22 protein-coding genes, 1 tRNA gene and 3 pseudogenes are annotated in these 24,564 nt (G+C 70.3%); 12 read left to right on the top strand and 14 right to left on the bottom strand.

The genetic code is table 11. The features are described 5' to 3' along the window. Nucleotides 1-91 precede the first annotated feature (91 nt). Nucleotides 92-697, bottom strand: a complete 606-nt coding sequence (locus tag ACIQOE_RS36105) for a GNAT family protein (RefSeq protein WP_362650445.1) — start codon at nucleotides 695-697, stop codon at nucleotides 92-94. Beyond that, entirely contained in the window at nucleotides 694-1,713 is a 1,020-nt protein-coding gene (locus ACIQOE_RS36100) for a ThiF family adenylyltransferase (RefSeq protein WP_365572691.1), read from the bottom strand. Before ACIQOE_RS36100 ends, ACIQOE_RS36105 begins: the two co-directional genes overlap by 4 nt. Before the next feature lie 398 nt (nucleotides 1,714-2,111). On the opposite strand from ACIQOE_RS36100, the gene ACIQOE_RS36095 reads away from it, so the two are divergent. From ACIQOE_RS36095 to ACIQOE_RS36075, 5 genes are all read left to right on the top strand, one after another. Further along, on the top strand, nucleotides 2,112-4,850 hold the full coding sequence (locus ACIQOE_RS36095) for an AAA family ATPase (protein WP_401416115.1): 2,739 nt from the start codon (nucleotides 2,112-2,114) through the stop codon (nucleotides 4,848-4,850). A 289-nt stretch (nucleotides 4,851-5,139) separates the two neighbouring features. Beyond that, on the top strand, nucleotides 5,140-5,391 hold the full coding sequence (locus ACIQOE_RS36090; protein ID WP_401416113.1) for a hypothetical protein: 252 nt from the start codon (nucleotides 5,140-5,142) through the stop codon (nucleotides 5,389-5,391). Next, nucleotides 5,388-5,903, top strand: a complete 516-nt coding sequence (locus ACIQOE_RS36085; protein WP_401416111.1) for a hypothetical protein — start codon at nucleotides 5,388-5,390, stop codon at nucleotides 5,901-5,903. Before ACIQOE_RS36090 ends, ACIQOE_RS36085 begins: the two co-directional genes overlap by 4 nt. A 15-nt stretch (nucleotides 5,904-5,918) precedes the next feature. Further along, nucleotides 5,919-6,458 carry a DUF3558 family protein gene (locus tag ACIQOE_RS36080; RefSeq protein ID WP_362650430.1) on the top strand — a complete coding sequence of 180 codons (540 nt, stop codon included), beginning with the start codon at nucleotides 5,919-5,921 and terminating at the stop codon, nucleotides 6,456-6,458. Between the two features lie 10 nt (nucleotides 6,459-6,468). Continuing rightward, a complete protein-coding gene (locus ACIQOE_RS36075) occupies nucleotides 6,469-7,041 on the top strand; it encodes a hypothetical protein (protein WP_401416109.1) in 573 nt (190 codons plus the stop codon). Nucleotides 7,042-7,131: 90 nt separating this feature from the next. On the opposite strand, the gene ACIQOE_RS36070 is transcribed toward ACIQOE_RS36075, so the two are convergent. After that, nucleotides 7,132-7,485, bottom strand: coding sequence for a PRC-barrel domain-containing protein (locus tag ACIQOE_RS36070; RefSeq protein WP_351324485.1), 354 nt, complete (start codon nucleotides 7,483-7,485; stop codon nucleotides 7,132-7,134). A 245-nt stretch (nucleotides 7,486-7,730) separates the two neighbouring features. Next, complete coding sequence (locus tag ACIQOE_RS36065; RefSeq protein WP_365556122.1) at nucleotides 7,731-8,117, bottom strand: low affinity iron permease family protein; 387 nt, start codon at nucleotides 8,115-8,117, stop codon at nucleotides 7,731-7,733. A gap of 628 nt (nucleotides 8,118-8,745) precedes the next feature. On the opposite strand from ACIQOE_RS36065, the gene ACIQOE_RS36060 reads away from it, so the two are divergent. From ACIQOE_RS36060 to ACIQOE_RS36045, 4 genes are all read left to right on the top strand, one after another. Next, nucleotides 8,746-9,750, top strand: a complete 1,005-nt coding sequence (locus tag ACIQOE_RS36060) for an AI-2E family transporter (protein ID WP_365556120.1) — start codon at nucleotides 8,746-8,748, stop codon at nucleotides 9,748-9,750. Nucleotides 9,751-10,039: 289 nt separating this feature from the next. Next, nucleotides 10,040-10,384 (top strand): hypothetical protein, encoded by a 345-nt coding sequence (locus ACIQOE_RS36055; protein WP_351324479.1) that lies wholly within the window; start codon nucleotides 10,040-10,042, stop codon nucleotides 10,382-10,384. A 51-nt stretch (nucleotides 10,385-10,435) separates the two neighbouring features. Beyond that, nucleotides 10,436-11,401, top strand: a complete 966-nt coding sequence (locus ACIQOE_RS36050) for an LLM class F420-dependent oxidoreductase (protein WP_401416105.1) — start codon at nucleotides 10,436-10,438, stop codon at nucleotides 11,399-11,401. 17 nt (nucleotides 11,402-11,418) lie between these two features. Further along, a complete protein-coding gene (locus tag ACIQOE_RS36045; RefSeq protein WP_401416102.1) occupies nucleotides 11,419-12,090 on the top strand; it encodes an HAD family hydrolase in 672 nt (223 codons plus the stop codon). Nucleotides 12,091-12,106: 16 nt separating this feature from the next. On the opposite strand, the pseudogene ACIQOE_RS36040 reads toward ACIQOE_RS36045, so the two are convergent. From ACIQOE_RS36040 to ACIQOE_RS36025, 4 genes and pseudogenes are all read right to left on the bottom strand, one after another. Next, nucleotides 12,107-12,445: pseudogene (locus ACIQOE_RS36040) on the bottom strand (transcriptional regulator); the annotation flags it as partial. Between the two features lie 54 nt (nucleotides 12,446-12,499). After that, nucleotides 12,500-13,081 carry a VanZ family protein gene (locus tag ACIQOE_RS36035; protein ID WP_401416099.1) on the bottom strand — a complete coding sequence of 194 codons (582 nt, stop codon included), beginning with the start codon at nucleotides 13,079-13,081 and terminating at the stop codon, nucleotides 12,500-12,502. Between the two features lie 74 nt (nucleotides 13,082-13,155). Next, a complete protein-coding gene (locus tag ACIQOE_RS36030; RefSeq protein WP_401416096.1) occupies nucleotides 13,156-13,347 on the bottom strand; it encodes a hypothetical protein in 192 nt (63 codons plus the stop codon). 378 nt (nucleotides 13,348-13,725) lie between these two features. Further along, nucleotides 13,726-14,238: pseudogene (locus ACIQOE_RS36025) on the bottom strand (helix-turn-helix domain-containing protein); the annotation flags it as partial. Between the two features lie 207 nt (nucleotides 14,239-14,445). On the opposite strand from ACIQOE_RS36025, the gene ACIQOE_RS36020 reads away from it, so the two are divergent. Further along, nucleotides 14,446-14,676: a tautomerase family protein gene (locus ACIQOE_RS36020; protein WP_365572715.1), complete on the top strand. Its 231-nt coding sequence runs from the start codon at nucleotides 14,446-14,448 to the stop codon at nucleotides 14,674-14,676. Between the two features lie 156 nt (nucleotides 14,677-14,832). On the opposite strand, the gene ACIQOE_RS36015 is transcribed toward ACIQOE_RS36020, so the two are convergent. Both ACIQOE_RS36015 and ACIQOE_RS36010 read right to left on the bottom strand, forming a co-directional pair. Further along, nucleotides 14,833-16,458 (bottom strand): CehA/McbA family metallohydrolase, encoded by a 1,626-nt coding sequence (locus ACIQOE_RS36015; RefSeq protein WP_401416093.1) that lies wholly within the window; start codon nucleotides 16,456-16,458, stop codon nucleotides 14,833-14,835. 159 nt (nucleotides 16,459-16,617) lie between these two features. Further along, nucleotides 16,618-16,695: transfer RNA gene (locus ACIQOE_RS36010), tRNA-Met, on the bottom strand. Nucleotides 16,696-16,902: 207 nt separating this feature from the next. On the opposite strand from ACIQOE_RS36010, the gene ACIQOE_RS36005 reads away from it, so the two are divergent. After that, nucleotides 16,903-19,386: a Helicase associated domain protein gene (locus ACIQOE_RS36005; RefSeq protein ID WP_401416090.1), complete on the top strand. Its 2,484-nt coding sequence runs from the start codon at nucleotides 16,903-16,905 to the stop codon at nucleotides 19,384-19,386. A gap of 59 nt (nucleotides 19,387-19,445) precedes the next feature. On the opposite strand, the gene ACIQOE_RS36000 is transcribed toward ACIQOE_RS36005, so the two are convergent. The 3 genes from ACIQOE_RS36000 to ACIQOE_RS35990 form a co-directional block, all read right to left on the bottom strand. After that, nucleotides 19,446-19,910 carry an XRE family transcriptional regulator gene (locus ACIQOE_RS36000; protein ID WP_399008980.1) on the bottom strand — a complete coding sequence of 155 codons (465 nt, stop codon included), beginning with the start codon at nucleotides 19,908-19,910 and terminating at the stop codon, nucleotides 19,446-19,448. A gap of 382 nt (nucleotides 19,911-20,292) precedes the next feature. Then, nucleotides 20,293-20,961 carry a peptidase E gene (locus tag ACIQOE_RS35995; RefSeq protein ID WP_365556108.1) on the bottom strand — a complete coding sequence of 223 codons (669 nt, stop codon included), beginning with the start codon at nucleotides 20,959-20,961 and terminating at the stop codon, nucleotides 20,293-20,295. A gap of 133 nt (nucleotides 20,962-21,094) precedes the next feature. Continuing rightward, nucleotides 21,095-22,306 (bottom strand): phosphatidylserine/phosphatidylglycerophosphate/cardiolipin synthase family protein, encoded by a 1,212-nt coding sequence (locus ACIQOE_RS35990; protein WP_401416086.1) that lies wholly within the window; start codon nucleotides 22,304-22,306, stop codon nucleotides 21,095-21,097. A 692-nt stretch (nucleotides 22,307-22,998) separates the two neighbouring features. Between ACIQOE_RS35990 and ACIQOE_RS35985 the strand changes: the two are divergent. Next, nucleotides 22,999-24,112 (top strand): annotated as a pseudogene (locus ACIQOE_RS35985) (IS630 family transposase). 16 nt (nucleotides 24,113-24,128) lie between these two features. Here the strand turns inward: ACIQOE_RS35985 and ACIQOE_RS35980 are convergent. Then, nucleotides 24,129-24,530, bottom strand: coding sequence for a hypothetical protein (locus ACIQOE_RS35980; protein WP_401416083.1), 402 nt, complete (start codon nucleotides 24,528-24,530; stop codon nucleotides 24,129-24,131). Nucleotides 24,531-24,564 lie beyond the last annotated feature (34 nt).

Below are 24,564 nucleotides of genomic sequence, written 5' to 3'. Positions count from 1 at the left end.
GGTACGGGCGGCGCGCGAGGTCGTGAACCGGCTCGGTCCAGCCGGCCCGGCGCAGCCGCCCAGCCCGTCCCGGCAGAGCCGGGTAAACCTTTCAGCTGGACTGGAGGCTGTGCGCCGCCGCGAGGACGGCCTGCTCGGCGTGGGTGGCCGAGTGTCGCCATTCCGGTGCCACCGCGGAGTACGTGGTGACGTCGTGCCAGCGGCCCTGGGTGTGGAACAACTCGCGCAAGGTGGCCTCGGGGCGGAGGCCGGCGGCGAGCATGACGTCACGCATGCGTGTGTGGTCGGCCCGGTGACCGGCCCAGATGCGGTGCAGACCCAGCGGCCCGAACCCGTACGCCATCAACAGCCGTCCGGCCTCGTGCCCGTGGCCGCGCACGGGGGCGTCGGGCAGCAGGACGAGCCCGGTGAGCATGGCGTTGCGGCCGTAGTCCTCGACCAGCAGTCCCATCGTGCCGACCATCGTGTCGTCGCCCGGCGCGCAGATGGCGAGGGTGTGCCGGCGCCGCGGGTGGGTGTAGGGCTGGGCGAGGCACTGCGCGAAGGCGTCCTGTGCCTGGCGGGCGTCCATGCGGTCGATGCCGAGGTAACGGGTCAGGACCCGGTGGGTGTAGATGCGTTCGAAGGCGGTGAGGTCGGTGGCGCGCAGTTCGCGCAACCACAGGTGCTCGCCGTGCAGTTCGGGGAGATGGGTCATGGCGCGGCTCCGACCGGCGACGCGGCCTGGCCGGCGGAGACGAGCTGTTCGAGGTCCACGTAGTAGCGGCCCGAGGGCACCGGTCCGCCCAGCAGGATCCGCCGCGCGGTGTCGGTGACCAGGGCGCCGCCGAGCATGACGCCGCTGGCCAGTTGCGGCCAGCTCGACAGGGTGTCGCCGATCCGGCCCAGCGCGTCGGTCATGGCCGGGCTGAGCCGGTCGGCGTCCACGATCCGCAACAGGACATCGAGCGCGCCGGCGGGGCCGAGGCCGCGGACCTCGTGAGCGGTGAGTCCGTCCACGCGGCCGTGGAAGAGCGGCCGGTCCGGCTCCTGGTCGAAGCGTTCCACGTCCAGCATGCCGCGGTCGTTCATGTCCATGAGGACCGGAACCCGCCGGGTCCGGGCGTGTTCCCGGGCGGCGACCTTCGCCCACAGGGTGTCGCACTCCTCGACGAGGAGATCGAGCCCGCCGCCGGGGGAGGTGCCGAAGAACTCCTCGATGGTCTGTTCCGTCAGGCCCTCACGGTAGATCTCGACGTCGAGATAGGGGTCGGTCTCGACCATCTGGCGAGCACACAGAACGGTCTTCTCCACGCCCAAGTCGTGGACACCGCCGCGCAGTCGGTTCATGTTGCTCAGGCCGAACCGGTCGAAGTCCGCCAAGCGGAACGATCCTCCAACGCCCTCCATGGCACACGTGAGCGCCGCGCTGTTGCCGACGGACAGCCCCAGGACACCGATCCGCCGGCCGAGCAGCGTCTGCTGCTGCGCCCGGGTGATCCGGTCCCGGTTGCGGTCGGTCCGGACCAGGCGGAACTCCTCGGCCGGCAGGACGTGCACCAGCCGCCCCGACCACGGATACCAGACCCAGGTTCCGTAGGTCCGGCGGCGATGCTCCGGGCACACGTCGGCAGCGGCGGCCGCCACGCTGCGGGAATCCGGCAATTCCCCGGGCCGCAGACAGCGGACCAGTTCCTCCAGTTGGTCGTCGATGCGGTCATGCACCTCGCGCACCGCGCCCGATCGCAGCAGAGCGGCCAGAGCGGCGTCACCCGCCGCGTCCGAGGCGTCGAACAGAACGGGCAGACAGGCATCTTGACCGTCCCGGAGAGCTGCCGGGTCTGGGTACGTGGATCTGTGAGCGGTCGTATCCGAATGAGTCACGAGGCGCGAAGCTAGCAGCCGAACGATCTTGGAAACCTCCCGTCACTCCGGGAGCGCACCCTCGAATTCATGCGCGATCCCTTCGCGGCCGCCGACAGCTGCCCCGCGTGCCCGTGCCCTGCGACGAGGAAGGTCGTCCCGGCTCGCGCGCTCCTCCCCGCGATCCCTCACCGGGCGGGCAGCCGGGCCGGGTGCTGTCCCTGGGACATCGCTACAGGAGTCCCGCGCCTACGACCTATGCTGATTTCGTGGCTTTGGTGTTCGGTCGGGACGCCGTGCTGGAACAGGCGTGGGGATCGCTCGTCGGGGGCGATCCGGTACTACTCACAGGGCCGGCCGGGATCGGCAAGAGCGCCATATGGCGTGCGCTGGGCGACAAGGCGCACCAGGCGGGCTGGCTGGTGCTGGCGTGCGCACCGGCCGAGTCGGAGTCCTCGCTGGCCTTCGCCGCCCTGGCGGACCTGCTGCGGCCGCTCGAATCCGAGGTGACCGGCCTGCCCGCCCCGCAACGCGCCGCCGTGGAGGCCGCGTTGCTCACCTCGACCGTCAACGCCGCCGTCGACGAGCGGGCGTTGGCAGCCGCCACACGGTCCCTGCTCGCCGCCGCCGGAGCCGGTGACCGCCAGGTCCTGGTGGCCGTGGACGACGCGCCGTGGCTGGACCCGGCCAGCGAGCGGGCCCTGATGTACGCGCTGCGACGGGTCCCCGAGGCGGCGATCCTGGTCAGTGCCCGCCAGGAGGCGGCCGTCGAGGCGCCGTTGGGACTCGACCGGCTGGCCGGGAGGATGCGCCGGATCGATGTGGAGCCGCTGGGCGTCGGGGCCCTGCACCATGTGCTGCGCGACCGGCTGGGCGTGACGTTCGCACGGCCGTTGCTGGCCCGCATGGTCCGGGACTCCGGCGGCAATCCGCTGCTGGTGACCGAACTGGCCCGCGCGGTCCTGCGGTTGCCGCGGCTGCCGTCCCCGGGTGAGGACCTGCCGTTCTCCGCGACGATGTCGAAGGTGCTCGCCGAGAGCGTGGCCTTGCTGCCGACCGCGAGCCGTGACGCGGTCCGGCTCGCGGCCCTGCTGTCCGTCGCGAGCCTGCGTGACCTGCGGGCCGCCGGCGTGGACCTCGCCGACCTCGACCCGGCGGAGGACGCCCGTCTCCTCACCGTGGACGAGAGCGCGGTCCACTTCAGCCATCCGCTCTACGCGGCCGCGGTCCGCGCGGACATCCCGGCGGGCCTGCGACGCCGTCTGCACCGGCGGCTCGCCGACACCGTCGCCGACCCCGACGAGCGGGCGCGGCAGCTCGCCTCGTGCGTGCTGGAGCCCGAGACCGGGGCCGCCGCCGAGCTGGAGGCCGCCGCGGAACGCCAACGGCGCCGGGGCGCCCCGCAGATCGCGGCCGGTCTCTACGAGCAGTCCGCGCGGCTGACCCCCGCCCCGTTCCCGGCGGATCAGGGCTGGCGCCGGCTGGCCGCGGCCCGGTGTCTGTACGACAGCGGCGACTACCGGCCGGCGGCGACGGCCGCCGAACAGGTCGCCGCGGTGTGTGACGGCGAACTGAAGGCGGAGGCCCTGCTGTTGCGCGCGGAGGTGGCCTGGAGTGCCGACGAACCGCTCTCGGTGGCCGCCGAGACGGCCGAGCGGGCGCTGGCCGCGACACCGCACCCGGCGTCCCCGGCCGCCGGACGCATCCACGCCCACCTGAGCCTGTTCCACGACTCGCCCGAATCCGCCCGACGCCATGCCGAGGCGGCCTGTGAACTGCTCGCCGGCACCCGGCCCGAGGACGCCGAGCTGCTCCCGGGGTCGCTCCTCCAGCTGTTCTTCAACGAGGTCCGCGGCGGACGATCGCCACGGCTCGAACTCCTCCACCGGGCACTGGCGTTGGAGGGGGAGCGGCCGTCCTGGCTGGGCGGTACCGTCCCGGCGATCTGGTGGCGGTCCGTCGACGAGCACGACAAGGCACGGACCCGCCTGTCGAGCATGCTGGAGCAGGCCGTCGCGCGTGGCGACGAACCGGCGCAGCACGAGCTGCTGAGCCACCTCGGCGAGACCGAACTCGTCTCCGGACACTACGAGGCGGCCGCCCGTACCATCGCCGCTGCCCGTGACCTCGGTGAACAGCTCGGCACCGGGCTGGTGGGCGAGACGTGGCTGGCCGGGCTGCTCGACGCGCACCGGGGCGACCTGGAGCGGGCCCGGAGGGTGGCGGAGGAGGGCCTGCGGCGCGCCGAGGCCGTCGACGACCCGTGGGCACGCCGGATCCACCTGGCACTGTCCGCGTTCACCGCGCTCTCCGACGGACGTACGGGCGACGCCGCGGCGACGTACCGGGCGCTGGCGGCCGAGGCCGATGCGACGGGACTGGCCGAACCGCTGTCGCAACGCTTCGAACCCGACTGGATCGAGGCCTGCGCCGCCGTCGGTGACGTGGCGAGCGCCCGTGTCGTCCTGGACCGGCTCGTCGTACGGCACGAGCGGCTGCCCCGGCCGTGGACAACGCTGGCGCTCGCGCGCAGCCGCGCCCTGCTGGCCGCCGCACGGGGCGAGGACGCCACCGAGGCCGTCGGCAGCCTGGAGGCCGCCAGGTCCGAGGTCGCCGCGCACGTGCTGCCGCTGGACCGGGCCCGCTGCCTGCTGGTCGCGGGCGTGGTGCACCGCCGCGCCCGGCGAAGACGGGCCGCCCGTACGGCACTTGAAGGGGCGGCCGCCGAGTTCGCGGCGATCGGCGCGCTGGCGTTCGAGCGCCGCGCCAGGGCCGAACTGGCCAGGACCGGAGGCCGGAAGCCGTCCGCACCGGAACTGACCGCTACCGAGGAGCGCGTGGCCCGGCTGGCCGCCGAGGGCCGCACCAACCGGGCCATCGCGGACGCGCTGTTCATCAGCCCGAAGACCGTCGAGGCGAACCTCGCCCGTGTCTACCAGAAGCTCGGCATCTCCAGCCGCGCCGAGCTGGGCGCGGCCATGACCCGGCGGAACGAGGCCGATCCCTAGGGCGTGTTGCGAAAGTCCCGCCTGCCGCGCGACGCCATGCACGCACTCTCGCCGCACCGGGCGAAAGCCCGAGTACGCCCAGTACGAGGACTTCCGCCCGGCACGCCGAGAGCACGCACCTGACGCCGCGCGGCCCGCCCTCCGGGCGAACGACAGGACTTTCGCAACACGCCCTAGCGGAACAAGGGGAATCGGCGGTCCCAGGCGGTGCCTCATGGAGCGGGCGTTTCTCGACGCGTAGGGAAACACCCGATTCGGCGGCACCCCGCCCAGGCCTAGCGTCGTCCTCGTGACCAGCCGACTCTTCGCGGTGGAACGCTACGACGACTCCGGTGGCGGGGCCGGGTGGCAGCTGCCCGAACCGGCCTCCGACACGGTGCGCCTGGTCGCCGTCGTCCATCTGCCGAGCGACGAGGTCGTACTGGCACTTGTCGAAGGCCCGGACGCCGATGCCGTGGCGGCGGCCCTGGCCGAGGCCGGCTGGCCGACGCATCGCATCAGCCCGGCAACCTGGCTCTATTCATGGGGGAACCAGAAATGAAGCGCACCACCCCGACAGCCTTCCTGATCGCGTCCCTGGCCGTGGGCGCCGCCGCATGCGGCACGTCGACCGCCTCGACGTCCGCCGATGGCCGGACCTCCGGCAAGCCCTCCGCCAGGCCGGCCGCGCGCGAAGACTCCGGCACGCGTGCCCCGGTCGACGCCTGCACCCTGCTCAAGCCCGCCGACGTCACCCCCGTCATCGGGAAGAACGACGGCGGCCGGCCCACCTCGGGAGTGGGCGAGAGCGTGTGCGGCTGGGAGAACCCCGACACCTACCACTCGATCACGGTCAGCGTCGGCGGACCGGGCACGGCCGCGGCGGGCCGACTCAAGGACGAGCCCGGCGCCACCGGCGAGGCGGGGCCCGACGGCATGCGCTTCCTCAGCGGCGGAGTCGCACGGTTCGCCGCGGGCGACCGCGACTGCCAGGTCCAGGTCGTCACCGCCGCCGGAGCCGACGTCCGCTCCACCGCCGTCAAGCTGGTCGGCCTGCTGCGCGACCGGATCTGAGAGAGGACGACCGCCATGCGCCGCACACTCGCCGCCGTACCGCTGCTCCTCGCCGTGGCCACCGGATGCTCCGGCCAGGCCGCCCCGGCGCCGACCGTCACGGTCACCGCCCCCGCACCCGGGAGCCCTCACCGCACCACGACGCCGAGTCAGGACGCGGAGCCGTCCGCGGCCGCGACCACGACCGTCAAGGCCTGCGAACTTCTGCCGAAGAAGGACGCCGAGACGCTGGCGACGGTCCCGCTCGAAGACGGCGTGGAGAGCCCGCCGAGCAGCCCGGGATGCCGCTACACCGGACCGACCAGCGGCCCGGTGGCCCAGGTGGAGATCTACCTGGGCGACGGAGCCAAGAAGATCTACGACATCGACCGCACGCTGGACCACACGTTCACGCCCGTCACCGGAGCCGGTGAGGAGGCGTACCAGGAGGAGGACGCGGTCTTCTTCCGCAAGGCCACGACCTGGGTGGCCATCCGCCTGGTCCGGCTCAACGATCCCGAGGCCAACCGCGAGCCCCTCGCGGACCTCGCCCGCAAGGTCGCGGCCCGCCTGTGAACGGACCATCATGACCACGGGTACGACGGCGGCGCCGTACGACATCCGCAAAAGACCGCGGCTGCTGCGCAAGGGCCTCAAGGCCGCCGGAACACTGGCCGCGCTGGCGGCGGCCGTGCTGGTGGCACGGACGGTGCTGATCCCCTGGGCGTATCCGCTGCCGGGCAGGCCCAGCCTCACCGGCTACTGGCAGGGCCGGATCGTCTACTCTCCGACCGACAGCCGGCAGGTGCTGCTGCAGATCCGGTACGAGGAGAACTGCTCCATGGCCTGCGCCATGACCGGCCGCGCCAAAGTGTGCGGAGCCCACCGGGACACCGCGGGAGATCTCACGGGAGACGTGCACACCTGGAGCGGCCGCCGCTTCTCGGTCTATCCCCATCTGCCTCCCGCCAGGGGCGACATCCGGATCGAGACCATGGACGGCGACTGGCGCGGCGACGAGATCCGGATGCGGGCGAAGGTCGAGTACTACGACGCCGCCGGTACCTGGAACTCCTCGCAACAGCCGCCCGCACCAGAGGTGTTCGAGATGCACCGCATCGACGGAGGACGGTTCGACGCCGCGTGCGCGCACGGGTGACCGCCGAGCCGTGGACGGCCCGGCACACCGACGGGGGCCGACCGTGATGTTCGACGGTCGGCCCCCGCTGCACGGATTCGATGCGAGGAGTCAGAGGGCGCGGCGGTCGGTGTAGTAGCTGCCCACCTGCTCGTGGTAGCCCGCGTCGCCCACGTGCTTGTCCTTGTCGAACTCCGGCGAGTCCTTGATCTCGTCCTTGGTGAGGTCGACGAAGACCTTCCGTTCGGTCTGGTCGATGGCGCGGACCGTGCCGGCCGGCAGCAGGACGTGCTTGCCGAAGATCCAGACACCGGTGTCGACCACCAGATAGGAGGAGTTGACGTCGTCCGAGTGCTTGTCGACCTTGCCGATGCTGCCGTCCGTGGCCTCGACCTTGTATCCGATCAGGTCGGTGCCGGGAATGTGGCCGGAAGCCGGCTGGTAGCCCCAGATGCTGTCAGTCATAAATCTACTCCCTCACGAGAACGCATTACACGCTCAACTGTTCTGACGGTAAAGCGGCTTGGCATTCCTTCGGAATTCGGATGCGTTTCCTCGAAGCGGCGAGTGCCCATGGTCCGTGGCCCCATGCATCCGCACGCGCAGAAAATTCGAAGATTGTGAAGAGCGATGACAGGGGCCGCGGTGACGGTGGCCGATCGTGGGACGGGAGCGGCGTCGGACGCCGTACGAGGTGGTGGAGGACGTGGTCAGAGCTCTTCCTCCATCCGGATGGCGTCGCGCAGATCGTCACCGGTCTTCTGCGGACGCCCCTCCTTCAGTTCGAGCAACGCGGCCGCGATACTGTCGAGTTTGCGCTGGACGGCGTGTTCCGCTCGCCGCTCGGAGTTCTTCAGCAGAGCCAGCAGCAGCAGATTCACCGAGGTCATGATGTCGCCCACGAGCAGTTGCCAGCTCAACGGCAAACCGGCGATGTGAACGGCGACGAAGAGAATGACCAACAGGAGGCAGAAGCCGTAGAACGGCGCGGAACTCGTGATGTTGGAGGCCGCCTCGGCGAGTTTTTCGAACCAGCCTCGCCCGTTACGGGTGCGCTCCGCCGGATGCGGCACACTCACGCCCTTCCGCGGCGCCATCACGACTCACCCCGGTCAGCCCGCGGAAGGTGTCGCCGGTGCTCCTGCCCGTCGCACCGGTACGGCCGTCGTCTCCGAGGCAGTGCACGCCGTCCCATGATCGTCACCCTCCGTATGGCTGCGGATCCGTCCGCGGTGTTCCTCCGTGTCGCACGTCGTGTGGCACGGAAACCCGCACCTCGACTCGGTCGGTCCGTCGCAGGGCCGGGTACCCGACACCCGATTCCGCAGACGTCCGCCCACGCGGCGCGATCCGTCCTTGCCCCGGAGGGATTCGGACGGCCCGTCCAGGTAACCCGGGGGCGGCCCCGTCCGCGCCGTCCCGGCCGAACAGTTCGTGGGCGACGGCACGCCATGCAGGCCGACGCCTCCGTCGAGCACGGCGCACGGCGGCCAGGAGTGCCGTGTGCAGACACCGGCGCCTGTCGGAGGCAGTCGAGAAGAGGGGGGCGCCATGTCCGCGCAGTCCGAGTCCGGAGCCGCTCGCGAGGAGTACGGCCCTGGCGGCGGGAGAGCGCCGCACCATCCCGGTACGAGCCCCGGGGAGGGCTCGCCGGCATCCTGGTCCGTGCTCGACGAGCCCTCCCCGCGGGATCCGCGCGGGCGGCGTCGGCGGTCGTGGGTGACCGTGGGGTTCGCTCTGGGCCTGGGGGCGAGCCTGGCGTGGCTGGCCGTCCAGACGGTTCTGCGGGTCGGGTCGATGCTGACCTTGCTGCTGCTGGCCGTGTTCGTCGCGATCAGCCTGGAGCCGATCGTCGTGTGGTTCACCCGTCGCGGCCTGCGGCGGGGCTGGGCCGTCGGGATCGTGCTGACGGGGTTCATCGTGGTCCTCGGCGGGTTCCTGGCCCTGGTGATCCCGCCGGTGGCCAAGGAGGTCTCCGCCCTGGTCGACGCCGTACCGGGCTGGTTGCAGCAGGTCCACGACCACGATTCGGCGATCGGGCGCCTGGAGGACCGCTATCACGTGGTCGAGAAGGCGCAGCAGCAGATCGGCTCGGGAGGCGGTGCGAGCGGCCTGGCCGGGGGAGTGCTGGGCGCCGGTCAGCTGGTCCTGAGCACCCTCACCTCCACGGCGATCGTGATCACGGTGACCCTGTACTGCATGGCGGCGCTGCCCGCCATCAAGGAGTTCGGCTTCCGTTTCGTGGCGGCCAGCCACCGCGAGCGCGTCGAGGGCCTGGCCGAGGAGATCATGAACCGGATAGGCAAGTTCATGCTCGGCAACCTCGTCACCTCCGGGATCGCCGGAGTGGCCACCTTCGGCTGGTGCGCGGCCACCGGCGTGCCGTACGCCGCCGCGCTGGGCATCTTCACGGCCCTGATGGACATGATCCCGATCATCGGATCCACCCTGGCAGGCATCGCGGTCAGTCTCGTCGCGCTGTCGGTGTCGCTGCCCGTCGCCATCGCGACGGCCGTCTTCTACGTCGTCTTCCGGGTCGCCGAGGACTACCTCATCGTGCCGCGCGCCATGAAGTTCGCCGTCGACGTCCATCCGCTGGTCACCGTCGTGGCCGTGCTGGTCGGCGGCGCGCTCCTCGGCATCATCGGCGCCCTGGTCGCCATCCCGGCGGCCGTCGCCGTCGGCCTGGTCCTGGACGAGTACGTGTTCCCGAAGAAGGAGCGGACCTGACGCGGGCCCGCGCCACGGCACGGGCAGACCTACGCGCGGAGGGTCCGCGACCTGCTCTCGGATCCGGGCCGTCTGAAAGGTCACGGGAGGGGTACGCGTACCGGGTCGGCGACCGGCCCGTCCGTCGAGGACGACGGTGGAGGCGCCCGAAGAGGCCCGGGCCCGGCCCGACGGCGCGGCTCGCCCGACACGTCGGCGGCCCGCCGTACGAGGTCGATGCCGCCGGCCGACGCGTTCCGTCGCCCTTCCATGCAGAGGGCGTCCCTTCCCCCCAAGGAGAGTGCCACCGATGGCCACCGTGTCCCTGACCGGAGCGTCCGCCGAGGACGCCGCCACCGTCTTCGCCCTGCTGCGTTCCGTGTTCCCCACGGACCGTCCCGCGGACGACGCGCCCGAGGAACAGCCCGGCGGCCGCGCCGCCGTGTGGAGTGCGGAGTTCGAGCCGACGCAGGAGTGGGCCCAGCCCGGTCCCCTCTCCCTGGAGGGCCCGGTCTCCGCCACGCTGCAGGGCGACTACGTCGCCGTCGGCCGCCTGGTCGAGGCCCTGAGCGCCGCGTTCGCCGTCGACCGGCAGGGCGGGGCGTCGGGCGACCAGGAGAAGGAGGTCGACCTCAGGCTCGGGACGAGGGAGTGAGGGCGGCGGAAGCCGGTACAGGCGTGGCCGGACCACGAGGAGATGAGCGGCATGGTGCAGGTCGGTTACACGATGATGACCGAACAGGCCGGTCCGCGTGAGCTGGTCGGCCACGTGGTGGGGGCCGAACGGGCCGGGTTCGACTTCTCGGTCACGTCCGACCACTACTTTCCCTGGCTGTCGGCCCAGGGCCACGCACCCTACGCCTGGAGCGTGCTGGGCGCCGCCGCCCAGGCGACCGAACGCATTCCCCTGATGACGTACGTGACGTGCCCGACGACCCGCTACCACCCGGCGGTCGTCGCACAGAAGGCCGCCACCGTCCAACTGCTCTCCCAGGGACGGTTCCGGCTGGGGCTGGGCTCCGGTGAGAACCTCAACGAGCATGTGACCGGGCAGGGCTGGCCCGCCGCGCACGTGCGGCTGGAGAAGCTGGAGGAGGCCGTCGAGATCATCCGCGCACTCCTCGCGGGCGACAACGTCAACCACCACGGCGTCCACTTCGACGTCGAGAACGCCAGGCTCTGGGACCTGCCCGACACGCCTTTGCCGATCGGTGTCGCCGTCTCGGGCGACCACTCGTGCGAAGTCGCCGGTCACCTGGCCGACTTGCTGATCGCCACGGAACCCCGGCCGGAGCTGATCTCCGCCTTCGAACGGCACGGCGGCACCGGCAAGCCCAAGGTCGGCCAACTGTCGATCTGTTACGACGGCGACCGCGACGCGGCGATCGCCCGCGCCCACGAGCAGTTCCGCTGGTTCGCCGGTGGCTGGCCGGTCAACTCCGAACTGCCCGGCCCCACCGCCTTCGAGGCCGCCACGCAGTTCGTGCGGGCCGAGGACGTGGCCGAGTCCATTCCCTGCGGGGACGACGTGCAAGCGGTCGTCGAGGCCGTACGCGAGTACGTCGACGCGGGATTCAGCGAGGTCGCGCTCGTCCAGATCGGCGGCGACCACCAGGAGCCCTACCTGGAATGGGCCGAGCACAAGCTGCTGCCCGCCCTGCGTGAACTGTGAGACGACGAGGACACCCGATGACCACGAAACGCGCCGCGATCTTCGACATCGACGGCACGCTCGTCGACACCAACCACCTGCACGTGGTCACCTGGTGGGAGGCGTTCCGGCAGGCGGGCCACCACGTGCCCATGCGCGAGATCCACCGCGCGGTGGGTCTCAGCGGCGGCGACCTGCTCGACCATCTGCTCGGCGACGACCGCGACCCCGCCGAGGACGATCAGCTCTCCGCGGCCCACCACACCCTCTACGCCACGTACTTCGAGCGGCTTCCGGCGCTGGACGCGGCGGGCGAACTGCTGCGCACCCTCGCAGGGCAGGGCTGGAAGATCGTCCTGGCCACCTCGGCGGGCGGCGCGGAACTCGCCGCGCTGCGGAGCGCCATCGACGCGGACGACGTCATCCTCGGGGCCACCAGCGCCGACGACGTCGACGACGGCAAACCCGCACCCGACCCCGTCCGGCAGGCACGGGAACTCGCGGGTGTCCCGAGCGAACGCGCCGTGTTCGTCGGCGACACCGTCTGGGACATGAGGGCAGCCGTCCGCGACGACGTGACGGCGGTGGCCGTGCTGTCCGGCGGAATCCCGCGCGCGGACCTCGAAGAGGCCGGCGCCCAGGCGGTGTACCGGGACCCCGCGGACCTCCTGGCGCACCTGGCGACCAGCGCCTTCGCCGACACGCCGTAGCAGCCCGGGTTGCGCCTCACACCGCGAGATCCTGCGTCCCGACCACCGACAGGAGTTCCAGCTGCGCGCCGCCCGCGGAACCGGGAGGGGCGGAGAACCACAGCAGCCGTTGCCTGCCGTCCTCGCTGAACAGGTTGTGGCAGTCCAGCTCGATCACCCCGAGGGTGGGGTGCACGATCCGTTTCCGGTCGACCCGGCGAAGCGCCACCTCCCGTTCCTCCCACAGCCGGCGGAACTCCTCACTGTGACGGCGCAGTTGCGTCACGACGTCCGACACGTCCGTCTCCCCGGACCTGCGCGCGGAGACCGCCCGCAGGTCCGCGACGAACGCCCGTGAGTGCTTGCCGGCGTCCTCGGCATTCCTCGGCTGACTGAACGGGCTGGCCTGACGACGAGTGCCTGTCAGGTTCTATCCCCTGTCAAAGCTGCTGAGCCGACTGCGACGATGGGAACGGTGCTTCAATTTCGACGAAACCAGACGGTCGGCGAGGGCGTATAGCAGAACACCGATAGCTGCTCCGCATGTGTTCACAATCACGTCATCAATGTCGACGACGCGTCCAGCTTTCATAAGCCACTGCGTAAATTCAATTGCAATACTCAATGCGCAACTGGCAGAAATTACGCCCATGCCACTAAAGCGCGAGTGCGCGAAACGGCAAGAAATGGCGATTGGGATAAACATAGCGGCATTCGCCACCTGCTCGCGAACATACATGGAGCGCTCTAGGCTACCCATTGTGGAATAGTCAAGGAAGATGCCCCGTCCTGGAATGGCCCAGATCGTGTTATCGCCCGAACCTATGGCCTGATCGGGGGTGATTGTAGCCAGAAGGGTGATGGCGACAAAGAACAGCAATAGGACGCGCGCGCCAAGTTGAAAGCTGTCGCCCTTCGCCTCAAACCTGAGGCCGAGCATACAGAGAAGGAGGCACACCAAGAGCCCGATGATGACATTAACGGGCGTTACATATAGAATCAATTGCCACATACGTGATCCTTCTTCGCGCCCCTTTGCGGCCGGTCGGCTCCCGAGCCGACCGGCCGCAAGATATCACGCGGGCTTTAGTAGCAGAGCCACTTGCTGATGAAGGTGGAGCCACCGGACTGCATGGTCGCCCTCACGCACCACCCCGGGTTCGTCGTGAAGTACTGCGTGGCGCGCGCGTACTTGCCTGCGACGGCGGTCCTGGTGGCGATCCAATCGGGGTCGTACGTGTGGTCATCCGAGTTCTTGAACTGAACACCGAGTTTCACGGTGACGTCGGAACCACTGTGCTTGAAGTATTCAGAGGTGAAATCGCCAGCAACCCCCGAGGGCTTCTTGACGCAGAGCTGACCGTTTGACAGATCTCCGCAGCCGTTGGCAGTGGCGGAGGCGGAAGGCGCAACTATCAGACTGAGCCCTAGCGCGGCTGTAAGGCTAACAAGAATTGAAACTATCTTACGCATCGATTTTCTCCCCCTGGGGTATGCGTGTGATTTCCCGGCGAAACGATCATGAACCTATCAGAAACCTGTGAGCCCGTCGAGTACGCCTAGAACATCTTTCCTCGGTCTGTCCGAATCTCAGCCTCACCTCGATAGGAAGCCTGGGCGGTAAGTGCAACTTTGCCGTTTAATTACTCTTCAGAAGGGGATGTGCTCGGCCGGATAGAGGGCGCGGGCCTTGGGGTCGGTGAACCACCGGTAGACGAAACTCGCACCGATACCGCGCTCCCGAGGCGGCGGCCCGAGGAGGGCCAGCGTGAGCCGGTTCTGCACCAACGTCTCGTGCAGGTCCGTGATGACCTGCGCGGGTGTGGCGGTGAGCCGGTCCAGCAGACCGAGCAGGCCCGGCTCGATGTGGCCGAGCGGACCGTGCGAGGGCGGGGCCGGGTGACCGGCGAGGTGGAAGAGGTGATCACGCTCGTCACTGGTCAGCCGCAGGGCCCGGGCCAGCGCCGTCAGCATCTGGGCCGAGGGCTCGGCGCCCCGGCCGCGCTCCAGCTCGGTGTAGTAGTCGGCCGACGCGCCCGCGAGGGTGGCCACCTCGTCACGCCGCAGGCCCGGCACGCGTCGTCGCGGGCCGACGGGCAGGCCGACCTCGGCGGGACGGATGCGGTCCCGCCGGGACTTGAGGAAGGCCGCGAGCTCGTGAAGGTCCATCCGCCCATCCTTCGTGCCCCGCTCCCGCGGAGCCAGGGGCTGCCGTCCCCAGGGTGAGCGCAGCCCTGGCAACCGTCCGTGCCCGGCCGGAAGCTGGCCTCGACAGGCAGCGGTCGGCGGCGGACGTTGGGGGAGCAGGTCATGACCCCGCGCGGCCCGCCGGATTCCGGCCCGCATCCCCGCACATCACCACGAGGACTGAGGACCATGCCGTTCGCCGACTTCAAGGTCCCCGCAGGAACCCTCACCAGCGAGCAGCAGGAGAAGATCATCACCCGCGTCACCGACCTCTGTGCCGAGATCCACGGCGAGTTCGCCCGCCCGAACACGCTGGTCGTCGTGGAGGAGGTCGCCGACGGCGGCTGGGGCGTCGGCGGGAAGGTACTGACTCCGGCGGCGATCGAGGAGATGGCGCGGTCGGCCGACAGCGTGAGGTGACTTCGCCGGGCGCCTTCTCGCCGGTGTCACGGCCGGCCGGAGACCGCGCCGCACGGGGCGGGGCACCGGACACGACGTCCGGTGCCCCGCGCCGCAACGCCCGCACGAGGAGGTGTGCTACGGCGGCGGACCCTGCGGGCCGTGTCCGGCGATCCGTCAGTGACGGTCCGGCGTCAGGAAGATGGGGTTGGTCAGCGCCGCCATCGGACCGAACATCAGGGCGTCACCCATCGTGTTGCCCTGGCCAGGCGACCCGTTCGCCATCGGGTGACGTACCTCGGCGCGGACGTAGGCGGCCAGCGAAGCCGTCGTACGCCACACCACCGTGCCCTCGCCCGCGGCGTTCACCGACTCCTGATGCATCTGGCCCTCGTCCGTGATGAAGCGGACGGTGCCGTTGGGCACGCCCTTGACGTCCAGCCGGATGTCCACCGGAGCCTCGGCGGGCACCTTCAGCGTCTCGCCGATGCCGGCCTGGCGCGCGCTCCCGCTGGCGGTGAAGGTGAGCTGGACGGCCGAGGACTCGGCGATCCAGCTGTGTCCGGCACGGATGCCGTCCATGACGGCGTCCGTGCTCAGGTCCTCGGCGAGGACGACATTGTGCGGCAGGCCGATCACCTGCGGCTCGCTGTGCGCGTCGCTGTTGCCCATCGCGGGAATCCACCGCCCGCCCGAACGGACGGCCTCGCCGATCTTCTGGTCCCAGGTGCTGATGGCGTGCTCGTCGTCGTACGTCCACGGGCCCGTCCACACCTCGGTGGCGTCGGCGTCGTCGAAGCCGAACTTCCACTGGCTCGCGACGTAGGCGCAGTACATGTGGGCCGGCACCACGAGGCCGCCGCCGCGGCGGACCTTGCGCGCGAAGCGCGGGAACGCGTCGTCACGGTTGCGGTAGCGCCAGTCGATCCAGTCGCCGGGAGGCAGGCCGAGGGCCAGCCAGTGACCGTTGCGGGTGGTCACCTCCTCACCCGTGATGATCAGCAGGTCCGAGTCCGCGTACTCGCCCCAGACCGCGTGCGCGGAGGAGGTGTTGTGGTCGGTGGACACCATGAAGTCCAGACCCGCCGCACGCGCTCCGGTCGCCACCTCCACGGGCTGCCGCTTGCCGTCGGAGTGGACCGTGTGCAGATGGCAGTCCCCGCGGTACCAGGCACGGCCGCGGCCCCTGGCGCGCTGCGGAGGGTAGTTGCGCGGGGCGGCGGGACCGTCGGCGCCGTACGTCAGGGTGATCTGGACCTGGTAGTTCAGGCCCTGCGGTGCCACCTGGTAGGGGCCGAGCACGACGTGCCAGGTGCCCTGCCTGACGGGTCCCGGAAGGTATCCCGGCGTGGCCTCGCTGTTGCTGATCTCGAACGAGGTCCGGGCGCCGCCGGACCAGCCGCGGAAGCCGCGGCCGCCGAGCGCGATGCCGCGCTCGTCGAAGATGCCGACGTCACAGGAGTTGCCCGGCGTACCGGAGGGGACGGCCGGCTTGTCGTAGGAGTACGACACGGCGATCTTCTGCACGCCCTTCGGCACCTCGACCGGCAGGTGGACGAAGTCGGCGACGCCGGTGTCCAGATACCCGCTGATGGTCCGGGTCACCTCGCCCGACTGGGGCGGGTTGCCCTGCACCGCGGCTCCCGCACTCGGCGCGAAGGAGACCGACTCAAGGGTCAGCGCGGCGGCACCGGCGGCGGCCGCGGTCAGGAAACGGCGCCGGCCGGGCGCGCTCGACGCGTCGTCGGTGCGGTCGACGTGGAGAACGTCGACTTCGTGTTCGCAATGTCCGTCAAGACACATGTGCCCTCATCGTGGTGCGTGGTCGCTACATGGATGCGCGCCGACTGTCCAGGGGCGTGGTGAACGCAGGGTGAGCGATGAGCGGCCGATCGGGCAATTGCCGTGAGAACATGTGCGTTCTTGGGGCAGCTTGGTGACAGTGGTGCACCATGTGCCCGGTGGTGGCGGGGGCGGGATTCGAACCGCGCGACCTCTGGGTTATGAGCCCAGCGAGCTACCTAACTGCTCCACCCCGCTTCGGTCGTCCCAGGTTACGGGCGGGCGTGCGCGGCGGGCACCTGATTTATCGCCAGGCCGACTGCCCGCCGTCCGGGAAGCGGTCTGTCATCCATGGGGAGACGCGGCGCGGGGGCGCTCCACCGGGGAAGCTCGCCCACGCCCGCGGTGGTGTCCGCGTCGGCACGGTCACCTCCCCGTGCTAGAAAGGGTCCCGGAATGACTCGGATGACTCTTCGCCCGCACCAGGCCGAGGCCGTGGACGCCGTGCTGCGGAACCTCTCCGAGCGGCCCGGTACGGGTGTGCCGCCCGAGGGTCTGCGCACCCAGGTGATCGCCGCGACCGGGTCCGGGAAGACCCTGATCGGTGTGGAGGCGGCGAACCGTCTGTCCGCGCGCCGGGTGCTGGTACTGGTGCCGACGCTGGATCTGCTGCTGCAGTCGGCTGCCGCCTGGCGGGCAGGTGGCCGTCAAGGCGCGATGATCGGTGTGTGCTCCCTGCGGGCCGCGGACGGCCAGGGCCTGCCGTGCACCACCGACCCGGACGACCTCATCGCATGGACCGAGGGCCCCGAGACGGTCACGGTGTTCGCGACGTACGCGTCGGTCGGCATGGGCACCCTCCAGCGCGCGCACGCCGCGGGCCTGCCGGTGTGGAGCCTGATGGTCGTGGACGAGGCCCACCGGGTCAGCGGTGACGGTCTCAAGCCGTGGGCGGCCGTCCACGAACAGGCGCAGATCCCCGCCGTACGGCGCCTGTACATGACCGCGACCGCCCGGGTCTGGGAGGCCGACGGCGAACGCCCGCGACCGGTCGCCTCGATGGACGCCGACTCCGAGGTCTTCGGCCCGGTCGCGTACGAGTTGAAGCTCTCGGAGGCGATCAGGCTCGGCCTGGTCGCGCCGTACCAGGTGCTGTGCCTCGACATCCGTGATCCCGGTCTGTACGCGGCGATGGCGACCGGGGCGAACGGTTCCGACGCCGTGCGCGGCGCGCGCCTGGCGGCCGTGCAGACCGGGCTCATGCGCGCGGCCGTCGAGGAGCGGTTCCGCCGGGTCCTGTCCTTCCACAGCCGTGTCGGAGAGGCGCAGGCGATGGCGGCCGCGGTCCCGGTCACGGCGGCCCGCCTCGCCGACGACGACCCGGTCGCCTTCCCGCCGGCGGCGCAGGTGTGGGCCCGGTGGCTCTGCGGCGAGCACGCACCCGCCCACCGCCGCCAGGTCCTCGACGAGTTCGCCTCCGACTTCCTCGGCGGACCGGACCCGGAGACCAGGGGGGTCCGCGCCGGACTGCGGGTGCTGTCCTCGGTCCGGGTGCTGGGTGAAGGCGTGGACACGGCCGAGTGCGACGCGGTCCTGTTCGCGGACGCGCGCGGCTCGATGGTGGACATCGTGCAGATGGTGGGCCGCGCTCTGCGCATGAGGCCGGGCGTCGGAAAACTCGCCACCCTGATCGTCCCGGTGTTCCTCCGCGAGGACGAGGACGCCGACGAACTGCTCACCTCGGATGCGTACGGCAACCTCAGCAAGATCCTCGGTGCGCTCCGCGCCCACGACTCGGACACGATCGAGGCACTTGCCGACCCGCGCCTCCGCAATGCCCTCCCGGCGGACGGCACCGGCCGGAGCGGTGCCGCCGACGGCCGAGGAGAGGACCGTGTCGGCGTGGAGGCCGCCGGGATCATCAAGTTCAGCGAGGAACGCGACCCGGCCGCTCTCGCGCGGTTCGTGCGGCTCCGGGTGATCGACCCCGAGGGGACGTACTGGCTGCGCGGGATCGAGGCGGCCACGCGCTGGCTGCGCGACACCGGAAGCACCGAACTGCGCGTGCCCTACACCTACGTGACCCCCGGCGACTGGTCGGGCGCCGGGCGCCATCCCCTCGGGGTGTGGGTGGCCGACCAGCGCCGTTCCTACGCGGCGGGGACGCTCGAAGCCTCCCGGGTACGGCAGTTGGAGACGCTCGGCATGGTGTGGTCGGTGCAGGCGTCTGCCTGGGAAGCCGGCCTCGGCGTCGCCCGCGCCTACGTGGAGGCACACGGGCACCTGCTCCCGCCCACCACGGCCGTGTTCGGCGGCGACAACTTCCCCATCGGGGTGTGGCTCAAGAACCAACGCGCGGCGGCCCGTAGAGCCGGCGACAACGCACGGCGACGAGAAGCCGGGGAGACCGTCCCCTACGCCGGAGAACTGACAGCGGCCCGTACGGAGGCCCTGGCCGACCTCGACCCGGGCTGGTGCCCGGTGTGGGACATCAGCTGGCAACGGGCCTACCGGCTGGTCCTCGCCCACCGCAAGGCCGGCGGCAGCCTGTCGACCGGGCCCGGTGAACTCGTCGTGCAGGGAGAGGACTTGGGCCTCTGGGCCGTCGGGCAGCGCGCCGCGTGGGACAGACTCATGCCCGCACAGCGGTGGCTGCTGGAGTCGGTCGGGATCGAAGAACCCGCGGACGACAGCGCACCGGCACCGGGCGCCCCGCGATCGCAGGACGCCCGATGGACGGCCAACCTCGCCGCCGCCCGCCAGTTCCACGCCCGCGAGGGACACCTTCAGGTGCCGCGCCGGCATGTCGAGATCACCGCACACGGCGTCGGCGACGGCGACCGCTCGGCGGTCAAACTCGGAGCCTGGCTCGACAACACCCGCCGCCGCGCCGCGAAACTGAGCGACGAACGACGCGACGCCCTCGACGCCCTGGGGATGCGCTGGTAGCGCAGAAGCCCACCATCAGCGACCCCGCCCTCTGGCCTGCAGGGGCCGAGGGTCACGCCTCAACGCGCGTGCACGCGGCGCGACACCGGCTCCGGTGAGCCGGACTGCTCGGTGGCCTTGGTCAGTTGGAGGGGAGTGAGGTTCAGCAGCCGCAGCAGTGCGGCGGTCTGCTGTGCGTCACCGGTCCAGACGTTTCGCTCCTCCGCCCGCTCGTACTGGGCTACGTCCATGGAGATGGAGCCGGCCAGCTTGGCCGTGGTGAACTGCCGTGCCAGACGGTGTTCCGTGAGCGTGCGGGGCTCGTCGATGCCCATCAGGTCCGCGGTACGGCACCACAGGACGTCCGCGAGGGCGAACAGCTCCTGCTCCGTGGGGCTGTTCTCGCCGAACTCCCACGCGTGGACCTGCGAGATGTCGACGCGGACCCCGACCGCCTTCAACTGTTCCACCATCTGCTGAGGTGACATCCCCAGGCCCTGTCTGGCCGACTGCGCGGCGGCGGGCGAGAACGGGGGTCGGTTCACGGGGCGGCCTCTCTTGGTGCCAAGCGGTGCGGACCTGCGCCGGTGAATTCCTGCAGCTGCGGTGTCGGTCCGGGAGTGCGCGAGGGTGGGGGACCCCGGTACGGGCGCCTCGCGTGATCATGCTGCCGGACAGAGTGTGTCTGCCACGTACCTCCACTGGCGACACATGCACCACACATATGCACGACCGACCCCCACGCCTGCCCTCCCGACCGTCACAACCCCCGGTCCCGATGGCCTCGCGGGGCACACTCTCCATGATCAACAGGGCAGAACGAGCCTGCTCACCTGCCCGGGCGGCCGTCGGCCCTCGTGCGACGTGGGACAGGCGGAGCGGCGACCGCTGGTGCACCTCTTCGGGAGAGCAGTCGAAGTCAGCGGGTCACGGATGGAACCGCCACCGGCCCTCGGTGACGACGTCGACCTTGCCGTCCCGGACGCGCACGGCCGTCTCGTCGTCGATGAAGTAGATCGGGAAGTCCGCCCGTTCCGTGATGCGATCGGCCCATGCGTCGTCCCGTTCGGGGAAGTCGGGCGAGTACAGATGGGGCTTGAGGTACCAGTCGAAGAGGCCGAACGGCGGTTCCACCGAGGTCGCGCCGAGCACCCGGAGGTCCTTGGCGTCCCCGATGACGTCGGCGGAGTGGCCGGTGAGGTTACGGCTGAAGATCATCGATCCGGCGCTGACGCCCACGTACACCCGGTCCCGCAGCGCCTCCAGGAAGCCGTCGGCCAGGCCGTTGCCGGTGATGCTGCGCGCGAGGTGGTAGTGGTTGCCGCCCTCGACGTAGACGACGTCGGCGTGGAGCAGCCGGTCGATCACCATCTGCCGGGGCAGGCCGTTCAGCTCCAGGACGTCGAACTCCCGCCAGCCGAGACCGTGCAGCCGGTTCATGTCCGCGACGACCCACCCGTGGTCCCCGGGCTCGGCGACCGACGCCGTCGGAACGAACACGACGTTCGCCGATCCGAACGGCTTGCCCAGCATGTCCCGCAGCGCGTCCCGGAGCGTCTCGTTGCGCAGGCCACTCGCCGTCAACAGAAGGTTCATCGCACGACCCAAGCACGACTGACGGGCCCGTGCAACGAAGACGCGATCACCACGCCGTTGCCCGCCGGCCGGTGCGGGCCTCAGCTCACAGAGCTGACCCCGGCCGGCGGACGACACACCCCACAGGTCCGGCTCACAGGAAGCGGCGGAACGGTGTGACCGCGGCCTCCTTGACGCGCTGCAGCACCGCCCGGCGCCTCCAGCGCGAGAGGTCCATCTCCGTACTGCGCTCCAGGTCCGCGTCGTAGTCGCGGTCGAGTGTGGCGGTGAACTCCTCGTCCAGGACGGCGAGCATCACCTCTTCGTCGTGGTCCATCGACCTGCGGTTGAAGTTCGTGGACCCGATGAGGGAGGCGACCGAGTCCACGGTGATGATCTTGGCGTGCATCATGGTCGGCTGGTACTGGCGGATGTGCACACCCGCCTGCAACAGCCGCGTGTAGTGGTGCTGACCGGCGAGCTGGCAGGCGCGCTGGTCGGTGTGCGGCCCCGGCAGCAGGATCTCGACCCGCACACCGCGGCGCGCGGTCTCGCACAGCAGGTCGATGAAGTAGGTGTCGGGGGCGAAGTAGGCGGTGGCCAGCCGGAAGCGTTCCTCCGCGGACGTGAGCATGACCCGGATGAGGGTCTGCATGTCCTGCCAGCCGATGCTCGCGGAGCCCCGCACGACCTGGACCACCGACGAACCGGTCTGCTCGTGCTCCGTGAAGAGGTCGCGGTCGTCGAAGAGTTCGTCGTGGCACTCGGCCCAGTTCTGCGCGAAGGCCGCCGCGACACCGTCCACGGCCGGACCGCGCACCTGGACGTGGGTGTCGCGCCACTCACCGGGGCCGCCTGCGTCGCCGCACCACTCCTCCGCGATGCCGACGCCGCCGGTGAAGGCGGTGTGCTCGTCGACGATGAGGGCCTTGCGGTGGCAGCGGTGGTTCTGCTTGAACGGCGACAGCCACACGGGCTTGCGGAACCAGGCCACCTGCACGCCCGCGTCCTTCATGAGGTCGAGCAGGTGCCCCTCGATCTCCTTGGCACCGAAACCGTCCAGCAGCAGGCGCACCCGTACCCCCGCGCGGGCGCGCTCGGCCAGAGCGGCGGCGAAGTCGTGCGCGATGCGGCCCCGCCAGTACACGAACGTCATCAAGTCGATGGTGTGCCGAGCCGAACGGATCGCCCCGAGCATCGCCGGGAAGATCTCATCACCGTTGCGCAGACGCACCAGTTCGTTGCCTTCGGTGGCGGCCACCCCGATCAGCCGCTCCAGACGGCGGCGCAGGCGTTGCTTGCGCGCCTCGGTGTCACCGGACGTCGCCTCGCGAACCGGAGACGCCTGTGCATCGTCGACTATCACGCCGAATCCCCCCACTGAGCCATGAATAGGAACCTCGCGGGCTCCGGTACGAGCCCGAACAACCGGATGCCCCGTCGGCACCGCCCCACTCCAGCGAGCTGACCAGGCCGCGGCCGCGGCCTGGTCAGGGCGCCGGGCGGCACTAGGGCGTGTATCGAAAGTGGATCTCGGGCTGTGAATGACCGCCGTTCAGAAGGGTCTGTGACCTCTCCCGCCGGTGGCAGCGGAACGGAATCCGGTAGCGGATCCCTACCCGGCTCCAATCCCTGTCCGAGCCGAACGAAGGGGGCGATCACATGGGACCTGAGCGTCGACTCCACGGTCTGCCGCGCGCACCAGCACGCGCCGGGGCCGGAGCCCGAAGGCAGGGCGGCCTGCAGAAGGAACCACCGGACGGTGTCTTCGCCGAGCCGGAAACCACGGACTGTCGATCGTGATCACGGTCGGGCAACGCGGGGACTCACCGCAGTGCGACCCCGTTCTGGAGAAAGTCCGCGTGCCCCGCCTCAAGAAGCACCGCGCTGTCGCCACGCGATACGACAGGCCGGCGGTCCGCTACCCGGCGACCGTCCTGATCAACGAGTGGCTGTGATCGGCACCCGTCGCTAGTGCTCTGACCGGATTGCTTCGCCTGGTTGGCCGCCGTAGCGGTTGGATGCGCGGTGACGTCCGTTCCGACCGCTGGAGGTGCGGTGGCTGAGCCTGTCCGTGTGCGCAGACTGACCGATCAGGAGGGGCAGAAGCTGCAGCAGATCGTGCGCCGGGCAGCACCCACTCGGTGCGCTACCGGCGGGCGATGATGCTGCTGGCCTCAGCCGGCGGGAACCGGGTGCCGGTGATCGCCCAGCTGGTGCAGGCTGACGAAGACACCGTCCGCGATGTCATCCACCGCTTCAACGAGATCGGCCTGGCGTGCCTGGACCCTCGCTGGGCGGGAGGCCGTCCCCGCCTGCTCACCCCTGACGACGACTTTGTCGTCCGGACGGCCACCACGCGCCCCGCCAAGCTCGGCCAGCCCATCACTCGCTGGTGCGCAAACTCGTCGCCTACCTGCGGAAAGTCCACGGCCGGGTGATCCACATCAGCCGCGAGACCTTACGCACCCTGCTCGCCCGCCGCGGGGTCACCTTCCAGCGCACCAAGACCTGGAAGAAATCCCCCGACCCGGACCGTGAGGTGAAACTGGACCGGATCGAGGAGGTCCTGGACCGTTTCCCGGCCCGAGTTTTCGCCTTCGACGAGTTCGGCCCGCTCGGCATCCGGCCCACCGCGGGCTCGGGCCGGGCCGAGCGGAAACATCCCGACCGTTTGCCGGCCACCTACCACCGCACTCACGGAGTCCTGTACTTCCACGGCTCCTACTCGCTCGGCGACGACCGCTTGTGGGGTGTCAACCACCGCAGCAAGGGTGCCGCGAACACGCTGGCCGCGCTGAAATCGATCCGAGCCGCCCGGCCCGACGACGCACCGATCTACGTGATCATGGACAACCTGTCCGCCCACAAAGGCGCCGACATCCGTCGCTGGGCGAAGAAGCACAAGGTCGAACTGTGCTTCACCCCAACCTATGCCTCGTGGGCCAACCCCATCGGAGCCCACTTCGGACCGCTGAGGCAGTTCACCATCGCCAACTCACACCATCCCAACCACACCGTGCAGACCCGGGTCCTGCACGCCTACCTGCGTTGGCGCAACGCCACCGCCCGCCACCGCGACGTCCCGGCCGCAGAACGCAGGGAACGCGCCCGCATACGAAGCGAGAAGGGCATCCGCCGAGGCGGACGCCCGTTCATGACGGCAGCCTGACCGAGACTCCGGAGGTTCAGATCATCAGCGCCGCGTGCAGCGCGCTGAAGCTCTCACGAAGCTCCAACGTGGCGATCGGATCGATCTCCATCTGCAAATGGCACACGTCGTCATCGCCGTTGGGAGTCAGACGCACGAAAAGGGCGAAACCGTCCCCGACTGGCTCCGCCCTCAACGCCAGCGGATTGTTCCGACCGGGAGTCACCGCCGCCGAAAAGCGTCCACCCGATGGCGCGTTGAGGTGAGAGAGCATGCGGGCCACGAAGTCCACGACCTCCGTAGCGCTGAGATCCGTCGTGAAGTCAGCTGTCAGACAGGAGGACCAATCTGCGGTGATCTGCCAGCTGTCTGCACGGGTCTGAGCCAGTTCCAGCCACACATCATCGTTGCCGAGGCGTATCCGCGGCTCTTCCATCATCGCCCTCCGACATCCCTCGTCTGGACTCGAGATC

The sequence above is a fragment of the Streptomyces sp. NPDC091282 genome (assembly GCF_044757385.1).
Taxonomy (GTDB): Bacteria; Actinomycetota; Actinomycetes; order Streptomycetales; family Streptomycetaceae; genus Streptomyces; species Streptomyces gramineus.
The sequence above is the reverse complement of the archived record's forward strand: the minus strand, read 5'-3'. Positions and strand labels throughout refer to the sequence as shown.

Coding starts and splice junctions, on each gene's coding strand:
- ACIQOE_RS36080 (WP_362650430.1), top strand. CDS start 5,919: ATGCGCCGCACACTCGCCGCCGTACCGCTGCTCCTCGCCGTGGCCACC.
- ACIQOE_RS36105 (WP_362650445.1), bottom strand. CDS start 697: ATGACCCATCTCCCCGAACTGCACGGCGAGCACCTGTGGTTGCGCGAA.
- ACIQOE_RS36085 (WP_401416111.1), top strand. CDS start 5,388: ATGAAGCGCACCACCCCGACAGCCTTCCTGATCGCGTCCCTGGCCGTG.
- ACIQOE_RS36065 (WP_365556122.1), bottom strand. CDS start 8,117: ATGGCGCCGCGGAAGGGCGTGAGTGTGCCGCATCCGGCGGAGCGCACC.
- ACIQOE_RS36020 (WP_365572715.1), top strand. CDS start 14,446: ATGCCGTTCGCCGACTTCAAGGTCCCCGCAGGAACCCTCACCAGCGAG.
- ACIQOE_RS36050 (WP_401416105.1), top strand. CDS start 10,436: ATGGTGCAGGTCGGTTACACGATGATGACCGAACAGGCCGGTCCGCGT.
- ACIQOE_RS36075 (WP_401416109.1), top strand. CDS start 6,469: ATGACCACGGGTACGACGGCGGCGCCGTACGACATCCGCAAAAGACCG.
- ACIQOE_RS36055 (WP_351324479.1), top strand. CDS start 10,040: ATGGCCACCGTGTCCCTGACCGGAGCGTCCGCCGAGGACGCCGCCACC.
- ACIQOE_RS36045 (WP_401416102.1), top strand. CDS start 11,419: ATGACCACGAAACGCGCCGCGATCTTCGACATCGACGGCACGCTCGTC.
- ACIQOE_RS35995 (WP_365556108.1), bottom strand. CDS start 20,961: ATGAACCTTCTGTTGACGGCGAGTGGCCTGCGCAACGAGACGCTCCGG.
- ACIQOE_RS36070 (WP_351324485.1), bottom strand. CDS start 7,485: ATGACTGACAGCATCTGGGGCTACCAGCCGGCTTCCGGCCACATTCCC.
- ACIQOE_RS36005 (WP_401416090.1), top strand. CDS start 16,903: ATGACTCTTCGCCCGCACCAGGCCGAGGCCGTGGACGCCGTGCTGCGG.
- ACIQOE_RS36015 (WP_401416093.1), bottom strand. CDS start 16,458: ATGTGTCTTGACGGACATTGCGAACACGAAGTCGACGTTCTCCACGTC.
- ACIQOE_RS36035 (WP_401416099.1), bottom strand. CDS start 13,081: ATGTGGCAATTGATTCTATATGTAACGCCCGTTAATGTCATCATCGGG.
- ACIQOE_RS35980 (WP_401416083.1), bottom strand. CDS start 24,530: ATGATGGAAGAGCCGCGGATACGCCTCGGCAACGATGATGTGTGGCTG.